The sequence below is a fragment of the Kribbella sp. NPDC051952 genome, assembly GCF_040680855.1.
Classification (GTDB): domain Bacteria; phylum Actinomycetota; class Actinomycetes; order Propionibacteriales; family Kribbellaceae; genus Kribbella.
Genome location: NZ_JBFAXQ010000004.1, coordinates 321,711 through 344,340, shown reverse-complemented (window position 1 = coordinate 344,340; position 22,630 = coordinate 321,711). Strand labels below are relative to the sequence as shown.

20 protein-coding genes are annotated in these 22,630 nt (G+C 68.4%); 8 read left to right on the top strand and 12 right to left on the bottom strand.

Annotated elements, in window-relative coordinates; translation table 11 throughout:
* Positions 1–4: 4 nt before the first annotated feature.
* The 5 genes from AB0L70_RS10975 (at position 5) to AB0L70_RS10955 (ending at position 4,691) form a co-directional block, all read left to right on the top strand.
* Positions 5–1,294: an extracellular solute-binding protein gene (locus AB0L70_RS10975; RefSeq protein ID WP_363682470.1), complete on the top strand. Its 1,290-nt coding sequence runs from the start codon at positions 5–7 to the stop codon at positions 1,292–1,294.
* Positions 1,291–2,241 (top strand): sugar ABC transporter permease, encoded by a 951-nt coding sequence (locus tag AB0L70_RS10970; RefSeq protein ID WP_363682468.1) that lies wholly within the window; start codon positions 1,291–1,293, stop codon positions 2,239–2,241. The genes AB0L70_RS10975 and AB0L70_RS10970 overlap by 4 nt, the downstream gene beginning before the upstream one ends.
* Complete coding sequence (locus tag AB0L70_RS10965) at positions 2,238–3,065, top strand: carbohydrate ABC transporter permease (RefSeq protein WP_363682466.1); 828 nt, start codon at positions 2,238–2,240, stop codon at positions 3,063–3,065. Before AB0L70_RS10970 ends, AB0L70_RS10965 begins: the two co-directional genes overlap by 4 nt.
* 78 nt (positions 3,066–3,143) lie before the next feature.
* Positions 3,144–3,317, top strand: coding sequence for a hypothetical protein (locus AB0L70_RS10960; protein ID WP_363682464.1), 174 nt, complete (start codon positions 3,144–3,146; stop codon positions 3,315–3,317).
* A 21-nt stretch (positions 3,318–3,338) separates the two neighbouring features.
* Positions 3,339–4,691, top strand: coding sequence for an SPFH domain-containing protein (locus AB0L70_RS10955; protein WP_363682462.1), 1,353 nt, complete (start codon positions 3,339–3,341; stop codon positions 4,689–4,691).
* A 62-nt stretch (positions 4,692–4,753) separates the two neighbouring features.
* Here the strand turns inward: AB0L70_RS10955 and AB0L70_RS10950 are convergent, their stop codons facing one another.
* The 8 genes from AB0L70_RS10950 to ffh form a co-directional block, all read right to left on the bottom strand.
* Positions 4,754–5,875: a S1 family peptidase gene (locus AB0L70_RS10950; protein WP_363682460.1), complete on the bottom strand. Its 1,122-nt coding sequence runs from the start codon at positions 5,873–5,875 to the stop codon at positions 4,754–4,756.
* A 100-nt stretch (positions 5,876–5,975) separates the two neighbouring features.
* Positions 5,976–6,614, bottom strand: coding sequence for a response regulator transcription factor (locus AB0L70_RS10945; protein ID WP_363682458.1), 639 nt, complete (start codon positions 6,612–6,614; stop codon positions 5,976–5,978).
* Positions 6,605–7,837: a histidine kinase gene (locus tag AB0L70_RS10940; protein ID WP_363682456.1), complete on the bottom strand. Its 1,233-nt coding sequence runs from the start codon at positions 7,835–7,837 to the stop codon at positions 6,605–6,607. Before AB0L70_RS10940 ends, AB0L70_RS10945 begins: the two co-directional genes overlap by 10 nt.
* 60 nt (positions 7,838–7,897) lie before the next feature.
* Complete coding sequence (locus tag AB0L70_RS10935; RefSeq protein ID WP_363682454.1) at positions 7,898–9,268, bottom strand: N-acetylmuramoyl-L-alanine amidase; 1,371 nt, start codon at positions 9,266–9,268, stop codon at positions 7,898–7,900.
* Between the two features lie 109 nt (positions 9,269–9,377).
* The gene (locus tag AB0L70_RS10930) at positions 9,378–10,505 is read right to left on the bottom strand and encodes an amidohydrolase family protein (protein WP_363682451.1); all 1,128 of its coding nucleotides are present in this window, start codon (positions 10,503–10,505) and stop codon (positions 9,378–9,380) included.
* Positions 10,506–10,529: 24 nt separating this feature from the next.
* On the bottom strand, positions 10,530–11,702 hold the full coding sequence (locus AB0L70_RS10925) for a lytic transglycosylase domain-containing protein (protein ID WP_363682449.1): 1,173 nt from the start codon (positions 11,700–11,702) through the stop codon (positions 10,530–10,532).
* A 251-nt stretch (positions 11,703–11,953) separates the two neighbouring features.
* Entirely contained in the window at positions 11,954–13,294 is a 1,341-nt protein-coding gene (locus tag AB0L70_RS10920; RefSeq protein WP_363682447.1) for a lytic transglycosylase domain-containing protein, read from the bottom strand.
* Between the two features lie 166 nt (positions 13,295–13,460).
* Positions 13,461–15,023 (bottom strand): signal recognition particle protein, encoded by a 1,563-nt coding sequence (ffh, locus tag AB0L70_RS10915; RefSeq protein WP_363682445.1) that lies wholly within the window; start codon positions 15,021–15,023, stop codon positions 13,461–13,463.
* 142 nt (positions 15,024–15,165) lie between these two features.
* On the opposite strand from ffh, the gene AB0L70_RS10910 reads away from it, so the two are divergent.
* From AB0L70_RS10910 to AB0L70_RS10900, 3 genes are all read left to right on the top strand, one after another.
* Positions 15,166–15,606: a hypothetical protein gene (locus AB0L70_RS10910; protein ID WP_363682443.1), complete on the top strand. Its 441-nt coding sequence runs from the start codon at positions 15,166–15,168 to the stop codon at positions 15,604–15,606.
* Between the two features lie 3 nt (positions 15,607–15,609).
* Positions 15,610–16,635 carry a hypothetical protein gene (locus tag AB0L70_RS10905; RefSeq protein ID WP_363682441.1) on the top strand — a complete coding sequence of 342 codons (1,026 nt, stop codon included), beginning with the start codon at positions 15,610–15,612 and terminating at the stop codon, positions 16,633–16,635.
* Between the two features lie 175 nt (positions 16,636–16,810).
* Positions 16,811–17,581: an arginase family protein gene (locus tag AB0L70_RS10900; protein WP_363682439.1), complete on the top strand. Its 771-nt coding sequence runs from the start codon at positions 16,811–16,813 to the stop codon at positions 17,579–17,581.
* Here the strand turns inward: AB0L70_RS10900 and AB0L70_RS10895 are convergent.
* Genes AB0L70_RS10895 through AB0L70_RS10880 form a run of 4 tightly spaced genes read right to left on the bottom strand, consistent with a single transcriptional unit; the run spans position 17,570 to position 22,596 of the window.
* Complete coding sequence (locus tag AB0L70_RS10895; RefSeq protein ID WP_363682437.1) at positions 17,570–18,622, bottom strand: DUF2332 domain-containing protein; 1,053 nt, start codon at positions 18,620–18,622, stop codon at positions 17,570–17,572. The genes AB0L70_RS10900 and AB0L70_RS10895 overlap by 12 nt on opposite strands.
* 10 nt (positions 18,623–18,632) lie before the next feature.
* A complete protein-coding gene (locus AB0L70_RS10890) occupies positions 18,633–20,891 on the bottom strand; it encodes a [protein-PII] uridylyltransferase (RefSeq protein WP_363682435.1) in 2,259 nt (752 codons plus the stop codon).
* 11 nt (positions 20,892–20,902) lie between these two features.
* On the bottom strand, positions 20,903–21,241 hold the full coding sequence (locus tag AB0L70_RS10885) for a P-II family nitrogen regulator (protein WP_363682433.1): 339 nt from the start codon (positions 21,239–21,241) through the stop codon (positions 20,903–20,905).
* Complete coding sequence (locus AB0L70_RS10880; RefSeq protein ID WP_363682431.1) at positions 21,238–22,596, bottom strand: ammonium transporter; 1,359 nt, start codon at positions 22,594–22,596, stop codon at positions 21,238–21,240. The genes AB0L70_RS10885 and AB0L70_RS10880 overlap by 4 nt, the downstream gene beginning before the upstream one ends.
* Between the last annotated feature and the right edge of the window lie 34 nt (positions 22,597–22,630).

The following is a 22,630-nucleotide window of genomic DNA, read 5'->3' as shown; positions in this document are numbered from 1 at the left end:
AACCATGGAGCTCTCACGTCGCACCCTGCTCGGGGGCTTCGCAGCAGTTGCCGGTGGCGCGCTCGTCGGCTGCTCGTCCGGGATGAACAACGCCGGTACGCCGGCCAAGACGAACGCGGCGACCCAGCTGACGATGTGGTGCTGGCCGGGCGGTCTGGGCAAGTCCGTGCTCGACGACACCGTCGCGCACTTCCCGGACCCGAAGATCAAGTACTCCGAGATCGGTGGCGACTACAAGCAGAAGCTGATCACCACCTTCAACGGCGGCACCGGGATCCCGGACATCACCGGCATCAAGGGTGAGGACATCGCGTCCCTGCTCCCGCAGGCCGAGCGGTTCGTGGACCTGAAGACGATCGGCGCGGACTCGATCCTCGGCGACTACCTGGAGTGGAAGGTCAACCAGGCCACAACCCTGGACGGCAAGGTGATCGGGCTGCCGATCGACGTCGGCCCGACCGCGCTGTACTACCGCGAGGACGTCTTCGCCGCGGCCGGCCTGCCGAGCGACCCGGCCAAGGTGGCCGAGGCGATGAAGACGTGGGACGACTTCTTCGCCGCCGGCGTGCAGCTGAAGGCGAAGAACCCGAAGGCGCCGATCGTCTGGGACGCCAGCGACCTGTACGACATGGTGATCGGCCAGGGCACCGAGCGGTACATCTCCAAGGACAACAAGTTCATCGGCGACCAGGACCACATCCGCAAGGCCTGGGACACCTCGGTCAAGGCGATGACGCTGAAGATCGACGGCAAGACCCCGAGCGGCAGCCCGGACTGGAACGCCGGCCTCGACCAGGGCACGGTCCCCGCGCACATCGGCGCCGCGTGGGTCGCCCTCGACATCAAGTCCGCGGTGAAGACCAGCGCCGGCAAGTGGCGGATCGCGCCGACGCCGAGCGGCCCGGCGAACTTCGGCGGTTCGTTCCTCGCGATTACCAAGAACGCCGCCGACCCGCAGAAGGCCTTCGACGTGATCAAGTACATGCTCAGCGCCGACAACGAGGCCAAGGCCTTCGCCGACGCGCAGATCTTCCCGTCGGCGCCGGCGGCCTACGACAAGCCGCAGCTCAAGGCCGCGGACAAGTTCTTCGGCGGCCAGGTGCCGATCGACGTCTTCGGCCCGGCCGCGAAGAGCATCCCGGTCGCGTACCAGAGCCCGTTCGACGACGGCGTCGCGGCGCCGTACCACGACGAGCTGAAGACGGTGCAGACCGGCGCCAAAACCTCGGACGCCGCCTGGGCCAGCGCCGTCTCCAAGGCCAAGGCGATCGCCAAGCGGCAGGGAGTGCAGTGACCGGTACGGCGACGGCACAGCCGGCGACCCGTCCGGCCGGGAAGCTGACCAGCACAGGTCAGCGGCCCGGCCGGCGGGTCCGGTCGTACTGGCGGTTCTATCTCGCGCTGTCGCCGTTCTACATCCTGTTCGCGGTGTTCGGGCTGTACCCGGTGGCGTCCACGATCGTGCTGGCGTTCCAGCGCTGGGACGGTCTGACCCCGCGGCGGTTCAACGGGATCGACAACTTCAGGTTCCTGGTCCAGGACCCGACCTTCTGGCTCTCGCTGAAGAACACCGTGGTGCTGTTCCTGATGTCGACGGTGCCGACGCTGGTGCTGGCGATCCTGCTCGCGGTGATGCTGCAGTCCGCGGTCAGATTCACCAACGTCTACCGGATCGCGTACTTCATCCCCAACGTCACCTCGCTGGTGGCGATGGCGATCTTCTTCAGCTCGATCTTCAGCACCAACTTCGGCCTGGTCAACGCGGCCCTGCGGTCGCTCGGTTTCCAGAACCAGGACTGGCTGGGTGAGCCGTGGGGAATCAAGATCGCGATCACCACGATGATCGTCTGGCAGTGGGTCGGCTACAACACGCTGATCTACCTCGCGGGCCTGCAGGCGATCCCGAAGGACCAGTACGAGGCGGCCAAGGTGGACGGCGCCGGTCCGGTCCGGACGTTCTTCTCGATCACGCTGCCGCAGCTGCGTCCCGTCGTACTGTTCACCGTCATCATGTCGACGATCGGCGGGCTGCAGACCTTTACCGAGCCGCAGGTGATGGTCGGCAACAGCGGCGGCACCGGACAGAGCGGGATGACCGTCGTGCTGTTCTTCTACCGGGCCGCCTTCCTGGACAACGACTACGGGTACGCCGCGGCGATCGCGCTCAGCATCTTCGTACTGGTGCTGTTGTTCACGGCAATCAACTGGCGGATCTTCCGGGGACGGGGTGAGGACCGATGATCAGGTACCGGCTGCGCGGGATCGCGCTGCACGCCTTCCTGGTACTCGCACTGCTGGTGTTCATGTTCCCGTTCCTGTGGACGGTCATCATGGCGTCGAACACGACCGCGGACATCTACCGGTTCCCGCCGAAGCTCACCTTCGGCAGCCACTTCGGCGACAACGTCCAGCACGTACTGCAGAACGTCGCGTTCTTCCAGTCGATGGCCAACACCGCGATCGTCGCGGTCAGTACGACGCTGCTGGTGCTGTTCTTCGACTCGCTGGCCGCGTTCACGTTCGCGAAGTTCCGGTTCCCCGGGCGGAACGCGCTGTTCGTGATCCTGCTCGCGACGATGCTGCTGCCGGCCCAGCTGGCCGCCGTACCGCAGTTCCAGACGATGGCGATCCTCGGATGGGTCGGCTCGCTGAAGGCGCTGATCGTCCCGGGCGCGGCCAATGCCTTCGGCATCTTCTGGATGCGGCAGTACTTCGCGAACTCGATCCACGACGAACTGATCGAGGCGGCGACACTGGACGGCTGCGGCTTCTTCGGCACCTACTGGCACGTGGCGCTGCCGTCGGCCCGGCCGGCGCTGGCCTTCCTCGGCATCTTCACGTTCGTCGGCTCGTGGAACGACTACATGTGGCCGTTGATCGTGCTGACCAACCCGGACCACCTCACGCTGCAGGTCGCATTGTCGACGCTGAACCGCTCGCACGGGGTGGACTACAGCATGATCATGACCGGCGCCCTGATGGCGATGGTGCCGCTGGTGATCATCTTCGGGATCTTCGCGCGGCAGTTCATCAAGGGCGCGACCGAAGGGGCCGTCCGCGGCTGACGCCGCAGGGGTAAGCTGCCGGAACCCACAGTACTGGCGGTACGTCGGAGGGGCGTCATGGTAGGCAAACGGGGGCGCGTGATCGGACGGATCGGACCTGGGATCGTCGGCGAAGTGATGCTGCCGGTCCGCGGTGCCACCGAGGCCTTCTACGCTTACCCCGCGATCGACGAAGTGATCGAGGTGGGCACACAGGTTGTCGTCGTCGACTACGACCCACCGCGCACCGTGTACGTCGCTCGCGCTATCTAACCCACGTTCCCTGGAGGGGAAATGCTGTGGACGTACGTGATCACCGGCGCGATCGCGCTGGTGGTCCTGCTCATCGTGTTCCGGATGGTCTGGCGGGTGGCGGAGCCGAACGAGGCCCTCATCATCTCCGGTCTGGGCGCGCACTCGAGCCAGGAGCAGGTCAACGAGACCCTCGGCTTCAAGATCGTGGTCGGCCGCGGCACCGCCGTACTGCCGGGCTTCCAGACCGTACGGCGGTTGCCGCTGGACATCCGCGCCACCCCGCTGACCGTGACGTGTGTGTCCAGCCAGGGCATCCCGCTGCACATCAAGGGCGTCACGGCGTACAAGGTCGGTGACGACTACGGCTCGATCGCGAACGCGGCCCGGCGGTTCCTGGAGCAGAGCGACGAGCAGGTGATGAGCACGATCCACGAGCTGTTCGCGGGTCACCTGCGCGCGATCGTCGGCTCCACCACGGTCGAGGAGATGCTGCACGACCGGGAGACGCTGACCACGAACATCCGCGGCTCGCTGGCCGGCGACATGGAGAAGCTCGGCCTGGTGGTCGACTCGCTGCAGATCCAGGAGATCGACGACGAGTCCGGCTACATCCGCAACCTCGGCCGTCCGCAGGCCGCCGCGGTCGAGGCCGCGGCCCGGATCGCGCAGGCCGAGCGGGATCGCGAGGCGACCGAGCGCGAGCAGGTCGCGTCCGCCGCCAAGGCCGCCGCGGTGCGGCAGAGCTCGATCGCCCAGGCCGGATACCAGGCCGAGGTCGACCAGGCGAACTCGAAGGCGTCGCAGTCCGGTCCGCTGGCCGAGGCGCTGGCCCGGCAGGAGGTCGTCGTCGCCGAGACGGAGACCGCGAAGCTGAACGCGTCGCTGGCCGAGAAGCAGCTGGAGTCGTCGGTGCTGAAGCCGGCCGACGCCGAGGCGTACAAGCAACGCACGCTGGCCCAGGCCGCCCGGGACGCCCAGATCGCGGGCGCCGAGGCGAACGCCCGGGAGGTCCAGCTTCGTGGTGAGGCCCAGGCGAAGGCGACCGAGCTGAACGGTAAGGCGGAGGCCGCTGCCGTCCAGGCGAAGGCGATGGCCGAGGCGGCCGGTATCAAGGCCCGGGCCGAGGCGCTGGCCACCAACACCGATGCGGTCGTCGCGCAGCAGCTGGCCGAGGCCTACCCGGAGATCGTGGCCGCGGCGGCGGGCGCGTTCGACAAGGTCGGCAACATGGTCGTGCTGAACGGCGCCCAGGGCCTCGAAGACACGCTGGTGAAGACCATCACCATGGGTGGCTCCGGCTTCGCCCTGGCGAAGCAGCTGATCGACTCGCTCTCCACCAAGAAGGACGACGAGAAGCCCGTCCTCGAGCCCGTCCCCGACGAAACCGCCTGACCCACCACGTAACGTCCGAAGAACTGAGGCTGACAGCACTCGGTTCTTCGGACGTTACTGTTTCAGGCGGTGTGGAGGGTGAGGCCGTAGGTCTGGAGGATCTCGTTGACGGGCTGGAACCAGGTTTCGCCGCCGCTGCCGCAGTTACCCCAGCCGCCGGACGTCACGCCCTGCGCCTGGTCGCCGGTGATGAACGACCCACCGGAGTCGCCACCCTCGGCGCAGACGTTGGTCTTGGTCGCGCCGTAGAACAGCTGGCCGTTGCCGTAGTTCACGGTCTCGTTCTTGGCCAGGATCGTGCCGCAGTGCCAGTGCGACGTCGAACCACTGCGGCAGACCGACGACCCGATCGGTGCCTCCGACGAACCGCGGACCAGCTGGTCGCTCACCTGTCCCCAGCCGAGCACCACCGGCACGGTCCACCAGCCGTTGCCGACCGAGACCCAGGCGTAGTCGTTGTCCGGGAACGACCAGCCCTGGAACGCACCGATGGCCGAACCGTCCCAGCCGCTGACCGTGCCGCCGCGACCACAGTGGCCGGCGGTGATGAAACCGCCGTACACGGAGAAGCCGATCGAGCAGCGGATGTTGCTGACGTAGTACGGGTCGCCGCCGACGGTGCCGGCCGCGAAAGTCCGTGGTGCCTGCGCCGCGACCTCCCGCACCGTCACCGCGCCGGCCTTGCCGACCTTGGCCACGAACGCATCGACGGCCTGGGATCGCTTACCTGCTTGGACGTTGACCACCACACTGCCCGTGCGCGGATCAGCGGCCCAGCCGCTCACCGCAGCCGGCACTGCCTTCCCGGCCAGCTTGTCGACCGCGGCCTTGCGCTTGTCGAGGACCGCAGCCGGCTCGGGTACGGCGGTCGTCTGCGCGCCGGTCGCCCGTACGGCGGCCGCGTGCTCGGCGCCGACGAGTCCGATCACCAGCTTGTGGGTGGTCGCGTCGAGCCAGGCGCCACCGAAGTCGGCACCGGCTGCCTTCTGGGCGGCGGGCAGCAGCTTGGCGGCGGACGTCTCGACCGCCAGGCGTTGCTGCATCTGCTGCTCGGTCAGACCGAGGTCCCGCTGCATCGCCGCGGCTTGGCCGGCCACGGTCATGGGCAGCGGTTCGGCCGCGTGGGCCTGACTGGGGACGGTGACCGCGCTCACTGCGAGCACGGCGGCTACTAGGACTTTCATGAACTCTCCTCACCTAGGGGCGGTTCGGTGGATGAGAGCGCTCTCGCACCTGAGAGTGTCGTACTGGGAACAGTGCGTCAAGAGTGAAAGGCCGACGTTGTCAGAGCCCGAGGTGCGCGAGCACGGCGAGCACCCGGCGGTGACCGGAATCGGTCGGGGGCAGGTTGAGCTTCAGGAAGACGTTGCCGACGTGCTTGTGCACAGCGCCTTCGGTGATCACCAGTTTGTCGGCGATCGCGGTATTGCCGAGCCCCTCGGCCATCAGCGCGAGGACCTCACGCTCCCGGGGGGTCAGGCGGTCCAGCGGGCTGCTCCGCTTGACCATCAACTGGCTGACCACCTCGGGGTCGAGCACGGTCCCGCCGGCGGCAACTCGGCGTACGGCCTCCAGGAACTCGTCGACCCGGGAGACGCGGTCCTTGAGGAGGTAGCCGACGCCCTCACTGCCGGCGGCGAGGAGTTCGGCCGCGTAGACCTCCTCGACGTACTGGGAGAACACGAGCACCGGGAGACCGGGCCGGACCCGGCGGGCCTCGATCGCGGCACGCAGGCCCTCGTCGGTGAAGGTGGGCGGGAGGCGTACGTCGACCACCGCGATGTCCACATGGTGCGTCGCCATCGCCTGCGCGAACTCGTCCGCGTCGGTGGCGACCGCGGCGACCTCGAAGCCGGAGTTGTTCAGCAGCAGACTCAGGCCCTCAGCGAGGATCGGGTTGTCCTCGAGGATCATCACCCGCACGGAAGGATCACCTCGACGTTGGTCGGCCCGCCGATCGGGCTCCGCAGCTCCAACTGACCGTCGATCGCCTGCACCCGGCTGAGCATGCCATGCAGCCCACTCCCCCGGCCGAGCAGGTCGGACTGCTCATTGACCCGCGCGCCACCGATCCCGTCGTCGGTGATCGTCAGGTAGAGGTCAGCATCACGCCGTTCCATCAGTACGTCGACATGCCCGGCGGCGGAGTGTTTGGTGATGTTGGTGAGGGACTCCGCGACGACGAAGTACGCAGCGGCCTCCACCGCGGCCGGGACCTGTCCCAGCTCGCCCAACCGGAGGTCGACCGGCAGAGGGCAGCGAGCGCAGAGTGCGGAGACCGCACCGGCCAGGCCGCGGTCGGCGAGGATCGGTGGGTACATGGTCCGCAGTACGCCGCGCAGTTCGTTCATGGCCTGCTCTGCGCCATCACGGGCGTCGTCCAGCAGCTTGGCGGCCTTCTCCGGGTCCTCGGCCATCGTCTGCTTGGCGATGCCGATCCGCATGGCCAGGGAGACCAGCTGCGCCTGCGTACCGTCGTGCAGGTCGCGTTCGATTCGGCGTAGCTCGGCACCGTGCGAGTCCACCGCACCGGCCCGGCTCTTGGTGAGCTCCTCGACCCGCTGCTCCAGTCTGGCCGTCTCCAACTGGTCCTCGCTCGGCGACAGCAGGCCGTGGGCTAAACCAGCGTGCAAACGCGCCAGCGCCGGAGTCCCCCAGCCCAGGACCGCGAGGCTGGTCACTATCTGCGCCGGGCCGTTCGTGAGCGCCTCGAACCAGTTGTTGACGTCGACGCCCATCAGGGCGAAGTCGCCGGGGGCGGTCTGCCACAGCAGCATGCCGGCGATTGCTGCCGGTACGCCGACCACGCCGATCACAGCCACCACCAGCTCCGGGATCATCACCAGTGGCATCAGCAGGAGCCACAGGCTGCGCTTGAACGACTTGTCCCGGAACAGCGCGACCACATCGCCCGGCCGACGCGGGGCCGCGGGCGGCAGCGGCGGTCCCGCCGGTATGCCCAGGTACTTCGCCGCGCGTACCCGCTCGCTGTTGGCCAGCTTGACCAGCGCGCCGGTGAAGGCGGGGATCAGCCAGCCCAGCAGCAGGCCGTTGGGCAGTGCCAGCAAGAGGAGGAGCGCCCGCACGTAGCGGCGGGCCAGGTATGCGCTGGCCCGGCCGCCTCGCGAGAGGATCTTGGTGAACATGCCTCAATCCTCCGCCAAGCAGCCCGGCCAGTCCTTACAGCTGGCTCTACTCTTCCGGTTCTAGCACTCCGGAACCCCGGGGAGCTTCGGGTTCGGGTCCTGGATGTAGATGTTGCTCATGTAGCCACCCTGGTCGCGCAGCTTGGCCCACCAGTTGTTGGTGGTGCCCTCGGCGGTGACGGGGTCGCCCTGCACCTGGCAGGTGACGAACACCTGCGTCGGGCCGGGCAGCTCGGTCACGATCGAGGCGGTCAGGCTCGGTGCCGACCGGACCCTGACCCCGCTGCCGTAGGTGGTGAAGTTGTACTCCGGCGGGTTCGGGTCGCCGCCGTTCACCAGCTGCATGTAGTAGGTCCAGTTCCAGTTCGGACCGGGGTCGGTGTGGGTCTGGTTCGGCATCTCGACGTGACCCTTGATGTGGGCCCGGTCCTTCGGGATGCCACGCCGGTCGGCGATGTTGCGGGTCAGCGCGGCGGACGAGCGATACATCGCGTCGGTGAACCAGGACGGGTCGTCGACGAAGCCCTCGTGCTCGATGCCGATCGTGTAGCCGTTCTCGGAGCCGACGTGCCAGGCGGTGTCCTTCTCGGCCACCATCTGGGTGACCTGGCCGTCGCTCGACCGGATCACGTAGTGCGCGCTGACCTGCGCGGCCGGGTCCTTGAACCAGTTGATCGTGCCGGCGTACGAGCCCTGGGTCACGTGGATGACGATGGTCGAGATGGTCTGGCTGCGGCCGGCCCGGTAGTTGCAGGTGCAGGCTGCGTTCCAGATCGCGCCCGGATAGTCGACCGCCGCGACCGAGGTCGCTGACCGGGTGCCGAGTGGGGCGACCTTGGCGAAGGCGCCGCGGTCCGGGACGACGGGTCGCGGGGAGGTGGTGACGCCGGCGGCGCGGACACCGGTGCCGATGATCCGGTAGACCTCGTCGGTGTACAGCCGGGCGGTCGGGCCGTCGGCGGAGTGCGAGTACTTGGCAACCACGCTGTACCACTTGCCGAGGTTGGCGCGGTCGGTCAGACCGGCCTGATCGGCGTACGAGTCGAGGACGGCGGCGGCGCCGAGGATGTTCGAGGCGTTGTCCTTGGACAGCTGCGCGACCGGGAGGCCGGTGAGCTTGGTTGCCTCGGACATCGTCGTGTTCTGCTTGTTGCTGACCAGATGCATCACGCCGTACCCGTTGGCCTGGCTGGGCTCGCCGTTGTGGCCGTCGAGGTGCGATTCGGCGAACCCGACACTGACGAGCACCTCACGAGGTATGTCGTACTTCGTGGCGGCAGCCTGGAACGCGGACGCGAGGTCCGGTGGGCCGGCGGTCTGGGTTGGCCGGGCCGCGTTGCTCGGCAGTGCGCTACAAGCCAGCACACCGGCGGCGAGAAGGGCGGCTAATTTGGGAACTCGGGCGGCCAGATAGAGAGTACCTAGACCCATGGGGCGGTTCCTTCCCTGATGTGGTCCGCCGAGGGGCGTCGGCGGTCCCGACAGTCACGCTAAGGGAAGATCTTCCGTCAAGACCAGTGGTTGGGTGAATTTTTTCCCGTCACCGCTTGAAGACGACCTGGCCACGGAGTGCGATCAACCGAGGATGCGTCAGTACGGCGGGATTCGCCCGCGGATCCTCGTCGTACACGACCAGATCGGCCGGATCGCCCGGCCTCAGCTCACTCGGCGCCCCGAGCCACTCGCGCGCACCCCACGACCCGGCGGCCAGCGCCTGCTCCCCCGACATCCCGAGCTCGGTCAGCGCCTGGATCTCCTGCGCCACCAGACCGTGCCCGAGGACCCCACCCGCGTCGGTCCCGGCATACACCGGTACGCCGGCCTCGTACGCGTCCCGGAGCCTGGTGATCCGGTGGTCGTAGAGGTCGCGCATGTGGGCCGAGTAGACCGGGAACTTGGCGGCGGCCTGATCGGCGTACTGCGGGAAGTTCTCCAGCTGGATGAGCGTCGGGACCACCGCGACCCTGTGCGCGGCCATCTGGTCGAGCATGTCCGGCAGGACCCCGGTCGCGTGCTCGAGGCAGTCGATGCCAGCAGCAAGCAGATCCGGTAGGGCGTGCTCGCCGAAGACGTGCGCGGTGACGCGGGCGCCGAGCTCGTGTGCCCGGGCGATCGCCGCATTCAGTGCCTCGGCGGGCCAGCACGGCGTGAGGTCACCGGCGTCACGGTCGATCCAGTCGCCGACCAGCTTGACCCAGCCGTCACCACGGCGGGCCTCCTGCTCGACGTACGCGACCAGTTCGTCCGGCTCGATCTCCCAGCCGTAGTTGCGGATGTACCGCTTCGACCGGGCGATGTGCCGGCCGGCCCGGATGATCTTCGGCAGGTCCTCGCGGTCGTCGATCCACCGGGTGTCCGCGGCCGATCCGGCATCACGGACGAGCAGCGCACCCGCCTCGCGGTCGGCGATCGCCTGCTGCTCCTGGACGTCCCGGTCGACGGCACCGTGCTGGTCGAGACCGATGTGGCAGTGCGCGTCGACCAGCCCGGGGACGATCCACCCGCCGGTGTGCACAGTGCTGACATCAGCAACGGTGGGCCGGTCGACGACCAGCCCACCGCTGAGATGGATCTCCTGCTGCTCACCCGCCGGCAACACCGTGCCGACGAGCTTCAGTACGCCGGATGACCGGGGTGGTGGGGCGGGGAAGGAATCCGGCACAGTCATGGCTCGACCGTATCCGGGAGTGGATCAGCCGTGCGAGCCGCCGCCCGGGGTGCAGGTCGGAGCGGTCGGGTCGTTGCCGGCGCACGGCGTACCGCTCGGGGTGCCCGTCGGCGTATCCGTGGGAGTCGGCGTCGGGGTCGGCGTGGGAGTCGGCGTCGGCGTCGGCGTGGGGGTCTTGGTCGGCGGCGTCGTCGGCTTCGTCGGCGGGTGCGTCGGCCGGCGCGTCGGCGGCGTCCAGCTCGGCGGGTCGACCGGCTCCGGCTTCGTCACCTCGCCGATCGGAGTGGACGGCTGCCTCGTCGGCACCGCCGTGGTCTGGGTCTGCGACTGGGTCGGCGTGGTGGTGTCTTCCGGGATGGTCGGCACCGCGCGCGGGTCCACCTTGCGATCGGCGTTGCCGGTCGACTTCGGCGTCGACAGGTTGCCCTTCACGTTCGGGACCAGGACCGCGTTCTTGCTGTAGACCCGCATCCACTTCAGCACGGTGGCGACGAAGTCCTTGGAGTGCTGGTAGCGCAGCAGGGCTCCGACCAGGTCCCGCGGCTGCTTCAGGTCGTCGCCCTCGGCGCAGAGGACCACGGCGACCGTGGTGACGGCGTCGTACACGTTGTTCGGGTTGCGGTAGCCGTCGCCGTTGCCGTCGGCCCCGAACTCGTCCCACACCTGCGGGATGATCTGCATCGGCCCGACCGCACGGTCCCAGGTCAGATCCGTGTCGTACCGGCCCTTGTCGGTGTCGGTGATCCGGCCGTTCCCACTGCGGCCGTTGAGCACCGGGCCGAGGATCTTGCCCCGGGTGGTGCCGGCCACGTCGACCCGGCCGCCACTGGCGTGGTCGGACTCGACCTTGCCGATCCCGGCCAGCAACGGCCAGGTGAGCCCGCAGTTCGGCCGGACCACGGCGAGGTTCGCGGTGGCGCGGCGGTAGGCGGGGAAGACTCCGCGCGGGATGCCGTTGACGGCTCCCGCCCGTCCGGGCCGCACGACGGACCGGCCGTCGGTCGCGCCCTGCACGGGCACGTCGGCGCGGGCGGGTAGATCCGATCCGAGCCGGCCGTCCACTCCGGGACGCTGCGGCACGATCATCGTCAGTTCGTCGAACTCACCGCTGTTGAGCCCGGCTCCAGGCGAAGGAGCAACCGGGCTGTCCGCCGTGAGCGAGCCGGAGGCACCGGTCCCACCCGAAGCGACTGTCACGACGGCCCCGACCAGGAGCGGGGCTGTGCACAGTGAAGCGATGATTATTTTGACCCGACGGTTACCACTACGGGTTAGGCGCATAGACCCCTCAACGATCAATACGCCAGAAAGTTACATCAAGACGACGCAAAGTTACCTGAGCCGCCAACACCCACGGAAACGGGCACCGATCAGGCGTGAAACGCCCGCTTGAGGAGGGTACGCGGCAGGTAACCTGCCCGGTTACCCGCGGCTGAAACCGTACAGGATCAGTTCGCCGCGGTCTTGGTCGGCGTCGGGGTCGCGCAGGTCGGGTCGCCGGTCGGGTCGTCCGACGGGTTGTCGGTCGGGTCCGCGGCCGCCGGAGTCGTCGTCGGGCTGCTCGCAGGCGATCCCGACGGCGCCGTGGCCGGGCTGCTCGGTGTCTCGGAGGGTGGCGTGGCCGGCGTTGTCGGCGTGCAGGTGGGATCCGGCGTACCAGGCGTGTTGGTCGGCGGGGTGCTGACCGGCGGCTTCGTCGGCGGCCGCCAGGTCGGCTTCGACGGCGTCGGCGAGCTCGGAGGCGTCGAACTCGGCGGCGTCGACGTGCTCGGCGTACTCGGCTTCGGCGTGGGCGTCGGCGTCGGCGTCGTCTGCGCGGTGGTTGGCACCGTGGTCGGCACGACGGACGGCGTCGGGGTGGGTGTCGGCGTCGACGTGGCGTTCTCGCGGGTCGGGTCGTTCTCCTGGTCGACGTTGCCTTCGTCGGTCGGCGTGGAGATCGTGCCGGTGGTGTCCGGGATCGTCACAGTCTGCTTGCTGTAGGACTGCATCCAGCGGAGCACGGTCGACACGTACTCCATCGAGTGGTTGTAGCGCAGCACGGCCTGCACGAGGCCTTGCGGATCACCAAGGTTCGCTCCGCCGGCGCAGAGGTAGTCCCCCGCCGCCCGGGCCGCGTCGAACACGTTGTGCGGGTCCTTGACGCCGTCACCGTTGCCGTCGGCGCCGAACGTCTTCCAGGTGCCGGGGATGAACTGCATCGGCCCGACCGCCCGGTCCCAGCTCGCGTTGCCGTCGTACACACCCTGGTCGGTGTCCGCGATCGCGGCCATGCCCGGGCCGCCGTCGAGGACGGGGCCGAGGATCTTGCCGCGGGTGTTCCCGTTCGCCTCGACCTTGCCGCCGCTGGCGTGCGCGGACTCGACCTTGCCGATCCCGGCGAGCAGCGGCCAGGTGATGTGGCAGCCGGGCATCGCCAGCGCGAGATCGTTGGCCGCCTTCTGGTACGCCGCCAGCACGGTGCCCGGGATCCCGGAGGTGTCACCCGTGATGCCGGGAATCGGCTGCACGGTGCCATCCGTCGTACCGGTCAGGGGCACCTGGATCGTCGACTTCTCCTGCGTCGGGAGGCTGCCGTCGACACCGGGCTCGGTCGGGACGTTGTTGGCCAGGTCGTCGAAGACCGTGTCCTGTCGCGGTGCGGCCAGCGCGTGTGCGTCCACGATGAACGTGTTCGACACGCCGCCGACGACGAAGACAGCGATCATGGCAGTGGGAGGCGCCAAGCAGACCCAGGTGGCGGTCAACTTCCCCCGCCACGTATCCAGGTTCTTGAACTGCTGCCTCATCCGATCCGTCCTTCGACGCATACCGCTGGTGTGTTTCCGGGCGTAGGCATGATCTTAGCCGTCACCGGGTCGTGGACAACCGGTAACGGTGTGGCACTTCACGCAGTGACCGGGTGCCGAACGGCGGATTCACCCAAGCGTGACCGAGAACTGCCCTTTCGGGCGCTCAATTACCCCCGAGCATCTTCTTCAGGTCGTCCGGCAGCTCGAAGTCGCCGCCGTTCGCGCCGCCACCGAACGCGGCGGGCAGCTCACCCGGCTGCGCTTCCTGCGGCTGCGGGCTGCCCTGGTTCGCCCGCTTGGCCGGGTTGCCGGAGCCGCGCTTCTTGCCCTTCTTGGCCTGCTGCTTGGCCTTCCGCGCACCGCCCGCACCCGCGCCAGGCATACCCGGCATCCCGGGCATTCCCGGCATGCCCTTGCCGGACGCCATCGCGGACATCATCTTCCGGGCCTCGAAGAACCGCTCGACCAAGCCGCTCACGGTCGCGACCTCGGTGCCGGAACCCTTCGCGATCCGGGCCCGGCGGGAGCCGTTGATGATGTTCGGATCGGTCCGCTCGGCCGGCGTCATCGAGTGGATGACCGCCTCGATCCGGTCGATCTCGCGCTCGTCGAAGTTCTCCAGCTGGTCCTTGAACTGGTTCGCACCGGGCAGCATGCCGAAGATCTTGGTCAGCGGGCCCATCTTGCGCACCGACTGCATCTGGGCGAGGAAGTCGTCCAGGGTGAAGTCCTTGCCGCCCTTCTTCTGCAGCTTGGCCGCGGTCTTGGCGGCCTCCTCCGCGTCGAAGGTGCGCTCGGCGGACTCGATCAGGCTCATCACGTCGCCCATACCGAGGATGCGCGAGGCCATCCGGTCGGGGTGGAAGACGTCGAAGTCCTCGAGCTTCTCGCCGTTGCTGGCGAACATCACCTGACGGCCGGTCACCTGCGCGATCGACAGCGCGGCACCACCACGGGCGTCACCGTCGAGCTTGGACAGTACGACGCCGTCGAAGCCGACCCCGTCGAGGAAGGCCTGCGCGGTGTTGACCGCGTCCTGACCGATCATCGCGTCGACCACGAACAGGATCTCGTCCGGGCTGACCGCGTCGCGGATGTCGGCGGCCTGCTTCATCAGCACCTCGTCGACACCCAGCCGGCCGGCCGTGTCGACGATGACCACGCTGTACTGCTTGGTCTTCGCCTCGTCCATCGCCTTGCGGGCGACCTCGACCGGGTCACCGACGCCGTTACCCGGCTCGGGCGCGAACACCGGTACGCCGGCCCGGTCGCCGACCACCTGGAGCTGGGTGACCGCGTTCGGCCGCTGGAGGTCCGCAGCGACCAGCATCGGGGTCTGGTGCTGGGTCTCCTTCAGCCACTTGGCCAGCTTCCCGGCCAGGGTGGTCTTACCAGCACCCTGCAGACCGGCGAGCATGATCACCGTCGGCGGCCGCTTCGCCATCCGCAGCTCACGGGTCTCGCCACCGAGGATGTTGACCAGTTCCTCGTTGACGATCTTGATGACCTGCTGCGCCGGGTTCAGCCCACCGCGCACCTCGGCCCCGGCCGACCGCTCCCGGACCGCCGCGATGAACTCGCGCACCACCGGCAACGCGACATCCGCCTCCAGCAACGCGATCCGGATCTCCCGGGTGGTCGCGTCGATATCGGCATCAGTCAGCTTGCCCTTACCGCGCAACCCCTTGAACGCACTGGAGAGCCGATCGGAAAGCGTGTCGAACACGAGAACAGCCCATTCCCTCAGAAGCCATGAACTCCCCGAGTCTACCCAGTCCCCCGACCCCTCGTACCTGTGGATAACTCCAACGCCCCCACACCGATCCTCGCTAGCGTTACAACCACCGATCACAAGGAGGAGCAGCCAGATGCCCCTGGACCTCGCACAGTTCAACTCGGCGTTCGCCGACGCCAGATATCGCCAGCGCACGGAGGAGAACTTCGACGTCCCGGCGGCCCAGCAGCAGCTGCGTGGACTGATCGCCGACGAGCCGCCGGGCGACGACCGCGACTTCGCCGAGCGGATGATCGACAAGCTCGCCACGCCGGCCGCTCCACCCCGTGAATGGAGTGCCCTCTACCACGAGGCGGGCGCGATCCATGCCGCTGCTTATCCCGTCGAAGGCACCGTCGACGAGCAGCTCACTGCTCTCGCGGAAGCCCGCCGTCGGATCTGGGAGATCGCCGACCGGGCGACGGACGACGAGGAAGCCGACATCCGGGCAATGACCAGGCCCCTCGAGCACCTCGAGAATCAGCTGCGCGACCCCAGCTGGCCAGTGGACTCGGACTCCCACCAGCGCGACTGACCCATGACGTCCGATCGGCTCATCGCGCGCGACTCCGCGATCTACCAGGAGGTCGCCCGCCTCTATCGGATCGCTCAGTCACTACGCCCGACCGGGATCGATCGCTGGAACGGCGACGTACTAGCAACCACTGCGGACATCTGGGGTGCGATGCATCCGAAATCCGGCGTACTCCGGCTCTCGGAGGCCCGCGTACTGGCTCATCTCGGCGGATCCTCTGGATCCACCAGCAGCCAGCGGGCTCAGGCCCTGGCCACCATCCTGCACGAGGCCACCCACGGCGGGATGCTGGTTGATGCGCCGAACCGGCCGAACGCGGTTCGGACGATCCATTCGGCTGGTTTGACCGAAGGCATCGCCGAGCTACGGACCTTCGCGGACTTCGAGTTCTTCGCCGAACGGGCGTCGTACGGCGACCTGGTTCTCGAGAAACCGCAGTACCCCGGCGTGTTCGTGGCGACCGAGAGCTTGATCGCGCACGTTACCGGTCCCGGTTTCACCAGGGCCGCACTGATCCAGGAGGCCACTCGGGGACCGGTGGTCATGCACTTCGACCAGTTCGCTGAGGCGGCCGTCGCCAATCATCTTCCGGGGATGGTGCCGAATCGTGTCGCCGATCAACTGGCAGTCCGCGCGGCGTTGATTCGACCGATGGTGCATCCGCATTGGCAAGGCTTCCAGTCCATGCCGGCCGGAATCGGCGAGAGCCTCGCCCGCGAGGTACGAATCCGTCTCGACATCACCCTTGAGGAGATCCGGCGGCACTATCGGGTTCGTGGGGGTGTGCCGTTTGCTGAGGGGGCGGGTGGGCGGGAGGTGTCTCGGGAGGGTTCTGGGGGGCGGAAGGCGGGGGTGGACAGTCTTCGGTTTCTTGGGGGGCAGGCGCCGGCGGCTGAGGCTGTGGTGCGGCGTTCGGAGCTGGGCGGGCGTGGGGCGCGAGTGAGGTCTGTTCGTGGGCCGGGGCACGGGGCTGGGCCGCCGAATCGGGGTGGGGTGATTGACAGGCGCGTTTGGGGTCGGGAGGATTAACCGGTTGATGTTTGGTTAATGGTTAGGGGATGGTATGGGGCGGGTTGTGGTGGATGGGACTTCCAACTTGGGGTTGCGGCCGCCGGTGGTGGGGGCGGTGCCGGGGTGTTACAAGTTGGCGGGGGCGGTTCGGGATCTGGGGTTTTTGCGGCGGATCGGGGCTGAGGACGGCGGGGTGGTGACCGCGCCTCGGTATGACCGGGGTGATTGGAAGCCGGGGGACGGCGTGTTCAACGCCGCGGCGATGGCGACGTACTCGGTGAAGTTGGCGGATCGGGTTGAGGGGTTCCTGCGCGAGGGGAAGTTCGTGGTGCTGCTCGGCGGCGAGTGCAGCAACCTGTTGGGGCCGGCGTTGGCGCTGAAGCGGCTGGGGCGGTACGGCGTGGTGTACCTCGACGGGCACTCGGACTTCCGGACCGTCGACAACTCGCCATACGTCGGAGCCGCCGGCGGTGAGGCGCTCGCACTGGTGACCGGGCGCGGCCAGGCGGATCTCACCGACCTCGAGGGTCGCAGTCCGTACGTCGAGGACGCGGCGCTGCTCGGGATCCGGGACGACGACGAGTACGTCGCGGACGTGCACGCGGCCGGGATCCCGGTCTGGCCGGCGGCGAAGATCAAGGATGACCCGGAGGCGGCCGCGAACGGCGTACTCCAGCACCTGCAAACGAAGTCGCCCAGCCGAACGTCAACCAGTGGCACCGATGAGCTCGACGGCTTCTGGGTGCACCTGGACGTCGACATCCTCGACGCCGAGATCATGCCCGCGGTCGACAGCCCGGACCCAGGCGGCATCGACCACGACCAGCTCCGGGCTCTCCTGCGTCCGTTGCTCGCGGCACCGAACTGCGTCGGGATCGACATCGGCATCTTCGACCCCGACCTCGACCCCGACGGTGTCTACGCGGCCGAACTCACCGACACCCTGGTCGCGTCACTCAGCTGACCAGACCAGGTCCTGCCCGTGTGGCGTCGCACGTCCGAGGACCCGGACCTCACCACCCGGCCAGGTCCGCACATCGACGCGATACTCCCAACCTTCCGCCCCGCGCTCGTGGGAGATCGTGTGATGCGGCTCGAGCCGCAGATGGGCCAACGGGCTTGACGCGGTTGCCTGCGCACCAAGCTCCTCGAGCCGGGCCTCGACGGCCGCCCGGTCGGGGCGGCGCAGGTACTGCCACATGATCGAGTGCCACACCACAGTGACGTGGCCCTCCGACAGCTCCAGCCCCTGCAGGAACGAGACCGCATCCTCCCGCCGGATGTCGGCCGGCACCTGCCGCGCGATCGCCAACGCACCACGCAGCCGCGCGAGCCGCTCCGGCATGTCCGGCCAGACGTACGACGTCAACGTGAGCGCACCGTCCTCCGACAACGGGTTCACCGGCGCGATGTCGCACCCCACCCGCTCTGCGATCCGCAGCTCTACATCCGGCACCGGCCCGGTCCACGCCGGATCGAACACCACCGGACTGTCCGCAGGTCCGTACGACGTCCCGCGCGCGACGTACCGGAACCGATCGGCCCGCAGGTTCAAGCCACCGCTGGCACCAATCTCGAACAGCCGCACCGGCAGGGGCACCGCCTCGACCAGGTGCAACAGACCGCCGTACAGCGACGCCGACCGGCCTACCTCGTTCGTCTGCGGCGGCTGGGTCAGCAGCGAACGGATCTCACCCGACCGCGACTGCAGCACCTGCTCGAACGCCTCCCAGCCGAGCACGGGGTCCCAAGACCCGCCCACACTCGGGTAGAACGCCGCCAGCTCAGGCGCCGATCCGGACAGCACCAGCCCGTGTACTGCAGCCAGCAACCGCAGTCCGATCGCCTCACCGAACGAGCGGTTCTCGTAGCCGGCCAGGACCTCGACGGACACACCACCAACTTCGTAGTCGTCCACGAGCAACCGAAGCACCTCGGCGTACATCGGGGACCCGAGGTCCTCACAGGCAGTTGCTTGTCGCTGCAGCGCTTCTACGACGTCCACGAAGCCGAGACTAGAAGGTCAACCGATCCAGTACCGACTTTGCCGTCGTACGCGCGTCCTCTTCCTCCAGAGGCGAGCCATGACTGTCAGTCAGATAGAAGACGTCCACACACTCAGCGCCCAGCGTGCTGACGTGTGCCGACCGGATGTCCGCGCCGGTAGCAGCTATAGCCGCGGTGACGTCGTAAAGCAGTCCAGGACGGTCATGCGCCCGCACCTGCAGCACGGTGGCCGTCTCGGACGCTCCAGGCAACAGATCCACCCGACTGGCGACCCGACTACGAGACGCGTCGCGCGCGGCCAACCGGCGTACGAGATCAGTTGGGTCGCGCAATGCGACCGCGAGGCGGTCCCGCAACCGGACTGGGTCAGGCGGCGACCCAGCCACGGTCCACTGCGAGATCCCGAGCCCTTCCACCGACGTGATCACCGCAGAGCGCACTGCGAGCCGCTCAACCGCCAGTACGGCGGCAACCGTCGACAGCGTGCCCACCTGATCGGGTACGGCGACATTGACCCGGACATCACCGTGGTGGTCGGTCACCGTCAGACCCAGCCGCCCGACGCCGACAATCTGGTGCAACACCGGCACGGGGATCGGCGGAGCCTCGGTCCACATGCCCTCCCCTCCCCCGGACAGCTCGCCGCGGACCCGTCGGCACAACTCACCAACCAGCCGCATCCGCCACGGGGACGAGGCAGCCGGTCCGGCTGCCCGCGCATCGGCGTACGTGAGCGCCTCCAGCAGGTCCAGCGTCTCCGTGGACCGCACGATCCCGACGACGAGGTCCACCGTCATCGGGTCGTCGAGATCGCGTCGCGTAGCAACCTGAGCGAGCATGAGGTGCTGGCGGACCAGCAGGGTGATCGTTTCGGCATCCGCCTCACCGAACCCGAGCCGCCGAGCGATCCGGCCCGCGATGACCGCACCGGTGACACTGTGGTCGCCGTCGACCGCCTTTCCGAGGTCGTGCAGCAGCGCGGCGACCAGCAGCAGGTCAGGCCGCCGTACGTCGCGCACCATCTTCGAAGCCTCGACACACGTCTCCAGCAGGTGCCGGTCGACGGTGAAGCGGTGAATCGCGGACTGCGGCGGCCGGAACCGCACTGTGTCCCACTCCGGCATGATCCGCGAGATGTAGCCGGCCTGGTCCAACGCCTCCCACACTTCGAGCAGTCCGCTGCCCGCACCCAGCAGGGCGCACAGCAACCGCCGCGCCTCTCCCTGCCAAGGCTCAGCCAGGTCAGCAGCCGACGAAGCCAACCGTGCACACACTGCGGGCGACAACACGAGTTCACGATCCGCAGCGACCGCAGCAGCCCGCAGTCCGAGTACGGCGTCCCGCTCGGGACGCGCATCCGGCATCAGCACGACCTCACCCTCGTGCTGACCGACTCCCTCATCGAGTGCCACCAGCAACGGCCCGCCGGTACGCACCCGGCGCCGGGACCGCGGCGGCTTGGTCATGAGGCTCTCGACCCGGCGCCACGACACATCACACACGTGCGCCAGCGTCCGGCCGGTCGAGTACACGTGCCGCAGCAGTTCGTCCCGCCCGGACAGACCAAGCCCAGCGGCGACCTCACCAGCCACGTCAGCAACCAACCTGTCCGTGGCACGACCGGCGACCGTGTGCAGCTCGTCGCGGATGTTCAGCAGATCCAGCCGGGCCCGCTCCACCACCGGATGCGGTACGTCGACCAACCACGAGGCCACCAACGACCGCAGTACGACGGCATCCCGCAGACCGCCGTACGCCTCCTTCAGATCGGGCTCAGCGAGGTGTGCGAGCTCTCCGACCGTCGAGGCGCGATCACGGCACGCCTGGGCCAGTCCGGGCAGCCGGGAGCGCGCCGTACGACGCCAGTCCGCCATCAGCACGGACCGCAACTGCAGAGTGAGATGTGAGTCCCCCGCGACGTGCCGTGCGTCCAGCAGGCCCAGTGCGACCCGTACATCGTCGGCCGCTGCCTGGCGGGCCTCGGCGAGTGTCCGGACACTGTGGTCCAGCTTGGTCCGCGAGTCCCACAGCGGATACCAGATCTGTGCGGCCAGCTCGTCCACCCGTGGGTACCCCTCGGCGTGCACGAGCATCACGTCGAGATCGCTGTACGGCGACAGCTCCTCCCGGCCGTAGCCGCCGACCGCGACCAGCGCGACGCCCTCGGCAGGTACACCGAGGGCGTCGCAAGCCTTCGAGAGGAGCAGGTACAGCAGCGCGTCGGCCTCCTCGGCACGCACGCGCCGCTGTTCTGCCCGATCAACCATCTACAGCGTCCTCACAGGGCGTCGCCGTCCAGCTCACCGGTGCGAACCCGGACGATGCTCTCCACCGACGTCACCCAGACCTTGCCGTCACCGATCTTGCCGGTCTGCGCGGCCTTGACGATCACGTCCACCACGTCGGCACCGTCGCCGTCCTCGACGACGACCTCGAGCCGGACCTTCGGAACCAGGTCCACCTCGTACTCGGCGCCGCGGTAGACCTCGGTGTGGCCCTTCTGCCGGCCGTAGCCGCTCGCCTCGGTGACCGTCATGCCGGTGACACCGAACGTCTCCAGCGCGGCCCGGACGTCCTCCAGCTTGTGCGGCTTGACCACCGCGGTGATCAGCTTCATGCGTTCGCACCTTCCTTCTCGGACGTCTCGGTGGTCCCATTGTCGGTCCCGGCGCCGGCTGCCGCCGGAGCGGGGCGGGCGGACAGCGCGCCACGCAGGCCGCCCGCACTCAGGAAGTCGTACGCCGTCTCGGCGTGCTCGACCTGGTCGACACCGGTGACCTCGTCGTCCTCGGTGACCCGGAAGCCGATGGTCTTGTCGATCAGCTTGCCCAGGATGAACGCCACCGTGAACGAGTAGACCCCGACTACCAGGTTGGCCAGCGCCTGCTTACCCAACTGAGAGGCGCCACCGCCGTAGAACAGGCCGTCGACGGCCGACGGGGCCGCGGCCGAACCGAGGAAGCCGATCGCCAGCGAGCCGAACAGACCGCCGACCAGGTGTACACCGACCACGTCGAGCGAGTCGTCGAAGCCGAGCTTGTACTTCAGCGAGACCGCGAAGGCGCAGACGGCTCCGGCGACCAGGCCGAGGATGATCGCGCCGACCGGAGTCACCGCGCCACAGGACGGGGTGATCGCGACCAGACCGGCGACCGCACCGGAGGCCATCCCGAGCGTGGTGGCCTTGCCGTGCCGGATCCGCTCGATGATCAGCCAGCCGATCACCGCGGCGGCCGTGGCGACCTGGGTGTTCACGAAGGTGACCGCGGCGGTGGTGCCGGCGCTCAGCGCGGAGCCCGCGTTGAAGCCGAACCAGCCGAACCACAGCAGGCCGGCGCCGAGGATGACCAGCGGCAGGCTGTGCGGCCGCATCGGGTCCTTCTTCCAGCCGACCCGCTTGCCGAGCACGATCGCCAGCGCGAGAGCCGCGGCACCGGCGTTCACGTGCACCGCCGTACCACCGGCGAAGTCGATCGCCTTCAGCTTGTCGCCGATCCAGCCGCCGGCACCGTCGTCCAGGAACCAGACCGAGTGCGCGACCGGGAAGTACACCAGCAGGGTCCAGCCGACCACGAACGCGATCCAGCCGCGGAACGTGGCCCGGTCGGCGATCGCACCGGAGATCAGCGCCGGTGTGATGATCGCGAACATCAACTGGAAGGCGACGAATGCGAGCGTGGGCGTCGTCCCGCTCACCGCCTCGGGTGCGAGCAGGCCCTTCAGGCCCACCTCCGAGAAGTCACCGATCACGTGGCCGGTGTCGCCGGCGAACGTCAAGGAATAGCCGACCACCACCCACAGGATCGTGACGACGGCGATGGTGATGAAGCTCATCATCATCATGTTCAGCACGCTCTTCACACGCACCATGCCGCCGTAGAAGAAAGCCAGGCCAGGTGTCATCAGCATCACCAGGGCGGCACTGGCCAAGACCCAGGCGGTATCGCCGGCGTTGATCTCCATCAACGTCATCCCTTCCATCGAACGGGGGTGGCCGGCGTCCTCA

Excerpts from the sequence above, each read along its gene's own strand:
- AB0L70_RS10950 (WP_363682460.1), bottom strand. The coding sequence starts at position 5,875 with ATGAAAGTCCTAGTAGCCGCCGTGCTCGCAGTGAGCGCGGTCACCGTC.
- AB0L70_RS10890 (WP_363682435.1), bottom strand. The coding sequence starts at position 20,891 with ATGGTTGATCGGGCAGAACAGCGGCGCGTGCGTGCCGAGGAGGCCGAC.
- AB0L70_RS10965 (WP_363682466.1), top strand. The coding sequence starts at position 2,238 with ATGATCAGGTACCGGCTGCGCGGGATCGCGCTGCACGCCTTCCTGGTA.
- AB0L70_RS10955 (WP_363682462.1), top strand. The coding sequence starts at position 3,339 with ATGCTGTGGACGTACGTGATCACCGGCGCGATCGCGCTGGTGGTCCTG.
- AB0L70_RS10920 (WP_363682447.1), bottom strand. The coding sequence starts at position 13,294 with ATGAGGCAGCAGTTCAAGAACCTGGATACGTGGCGGGGGAAGTTGACC.
- AB0L70_RS10905 (WP_363682441.1), top strand. The coding sequence starts at position 15,610 with ATGACGTCCGATCGGCTCATCGCGCGCGACTCCGCGATCTACCAGGAG.
- AB0L70_RS10885 (WP_363682433.1), bottom strand. The coding sequence starts at position 21,241 with ATGAAGCTGATCACCGCGGTGGTCAAGCCGCACAAGCTGGAGGACGTC.
- AB0L70_RS10975 (WP_363682470.1), top strand. The coding sequence starts at position 5 with ATGGAGCTCTCACGTCGCACCCTGCTCGGGGGCTTCGCAGCAGTTGCC.
- AB0L70_RS10935 (WP_363682454.1), bottom strand. The coding sequence starts at position 9,268 with ATGGGTCTAGGTACTCTCTATCTGGCCGCCCGAGTTCCCAAATTAGCC.
- AB0L70_RS10930 (WP_363682451.1), bottom strand. The coding sequence starts at position 10,505 with ATGACTGTGCCGGATTCCTTCCCCGCCCCACCACCCCGGTCATCCGGC.
- AB0L70_RS10910 (WP_363682443.1), top strand. The coding sequence starts at position 15,166 with ATGCCCCTGGACCTCGCACAGTTCAACTCGGCGTTCGCCGACGCCAGA.
- AB0L70_RS10940 (WP_363682456.1), bottom strand. The coding sequence starts at position 7,837 with ATGTTCACCAAGATCCTCTCGCGAGGCGGCCGGGCCAGCGCATACCTG.
- AB0L70_RS10880 (WP_363682431.1), bottom strand. The coding sequence starts at position 22,596 with ATGACGTTGATGGAGATCAACGCCGGCGATACCGCCTGGGTCTTGGCC.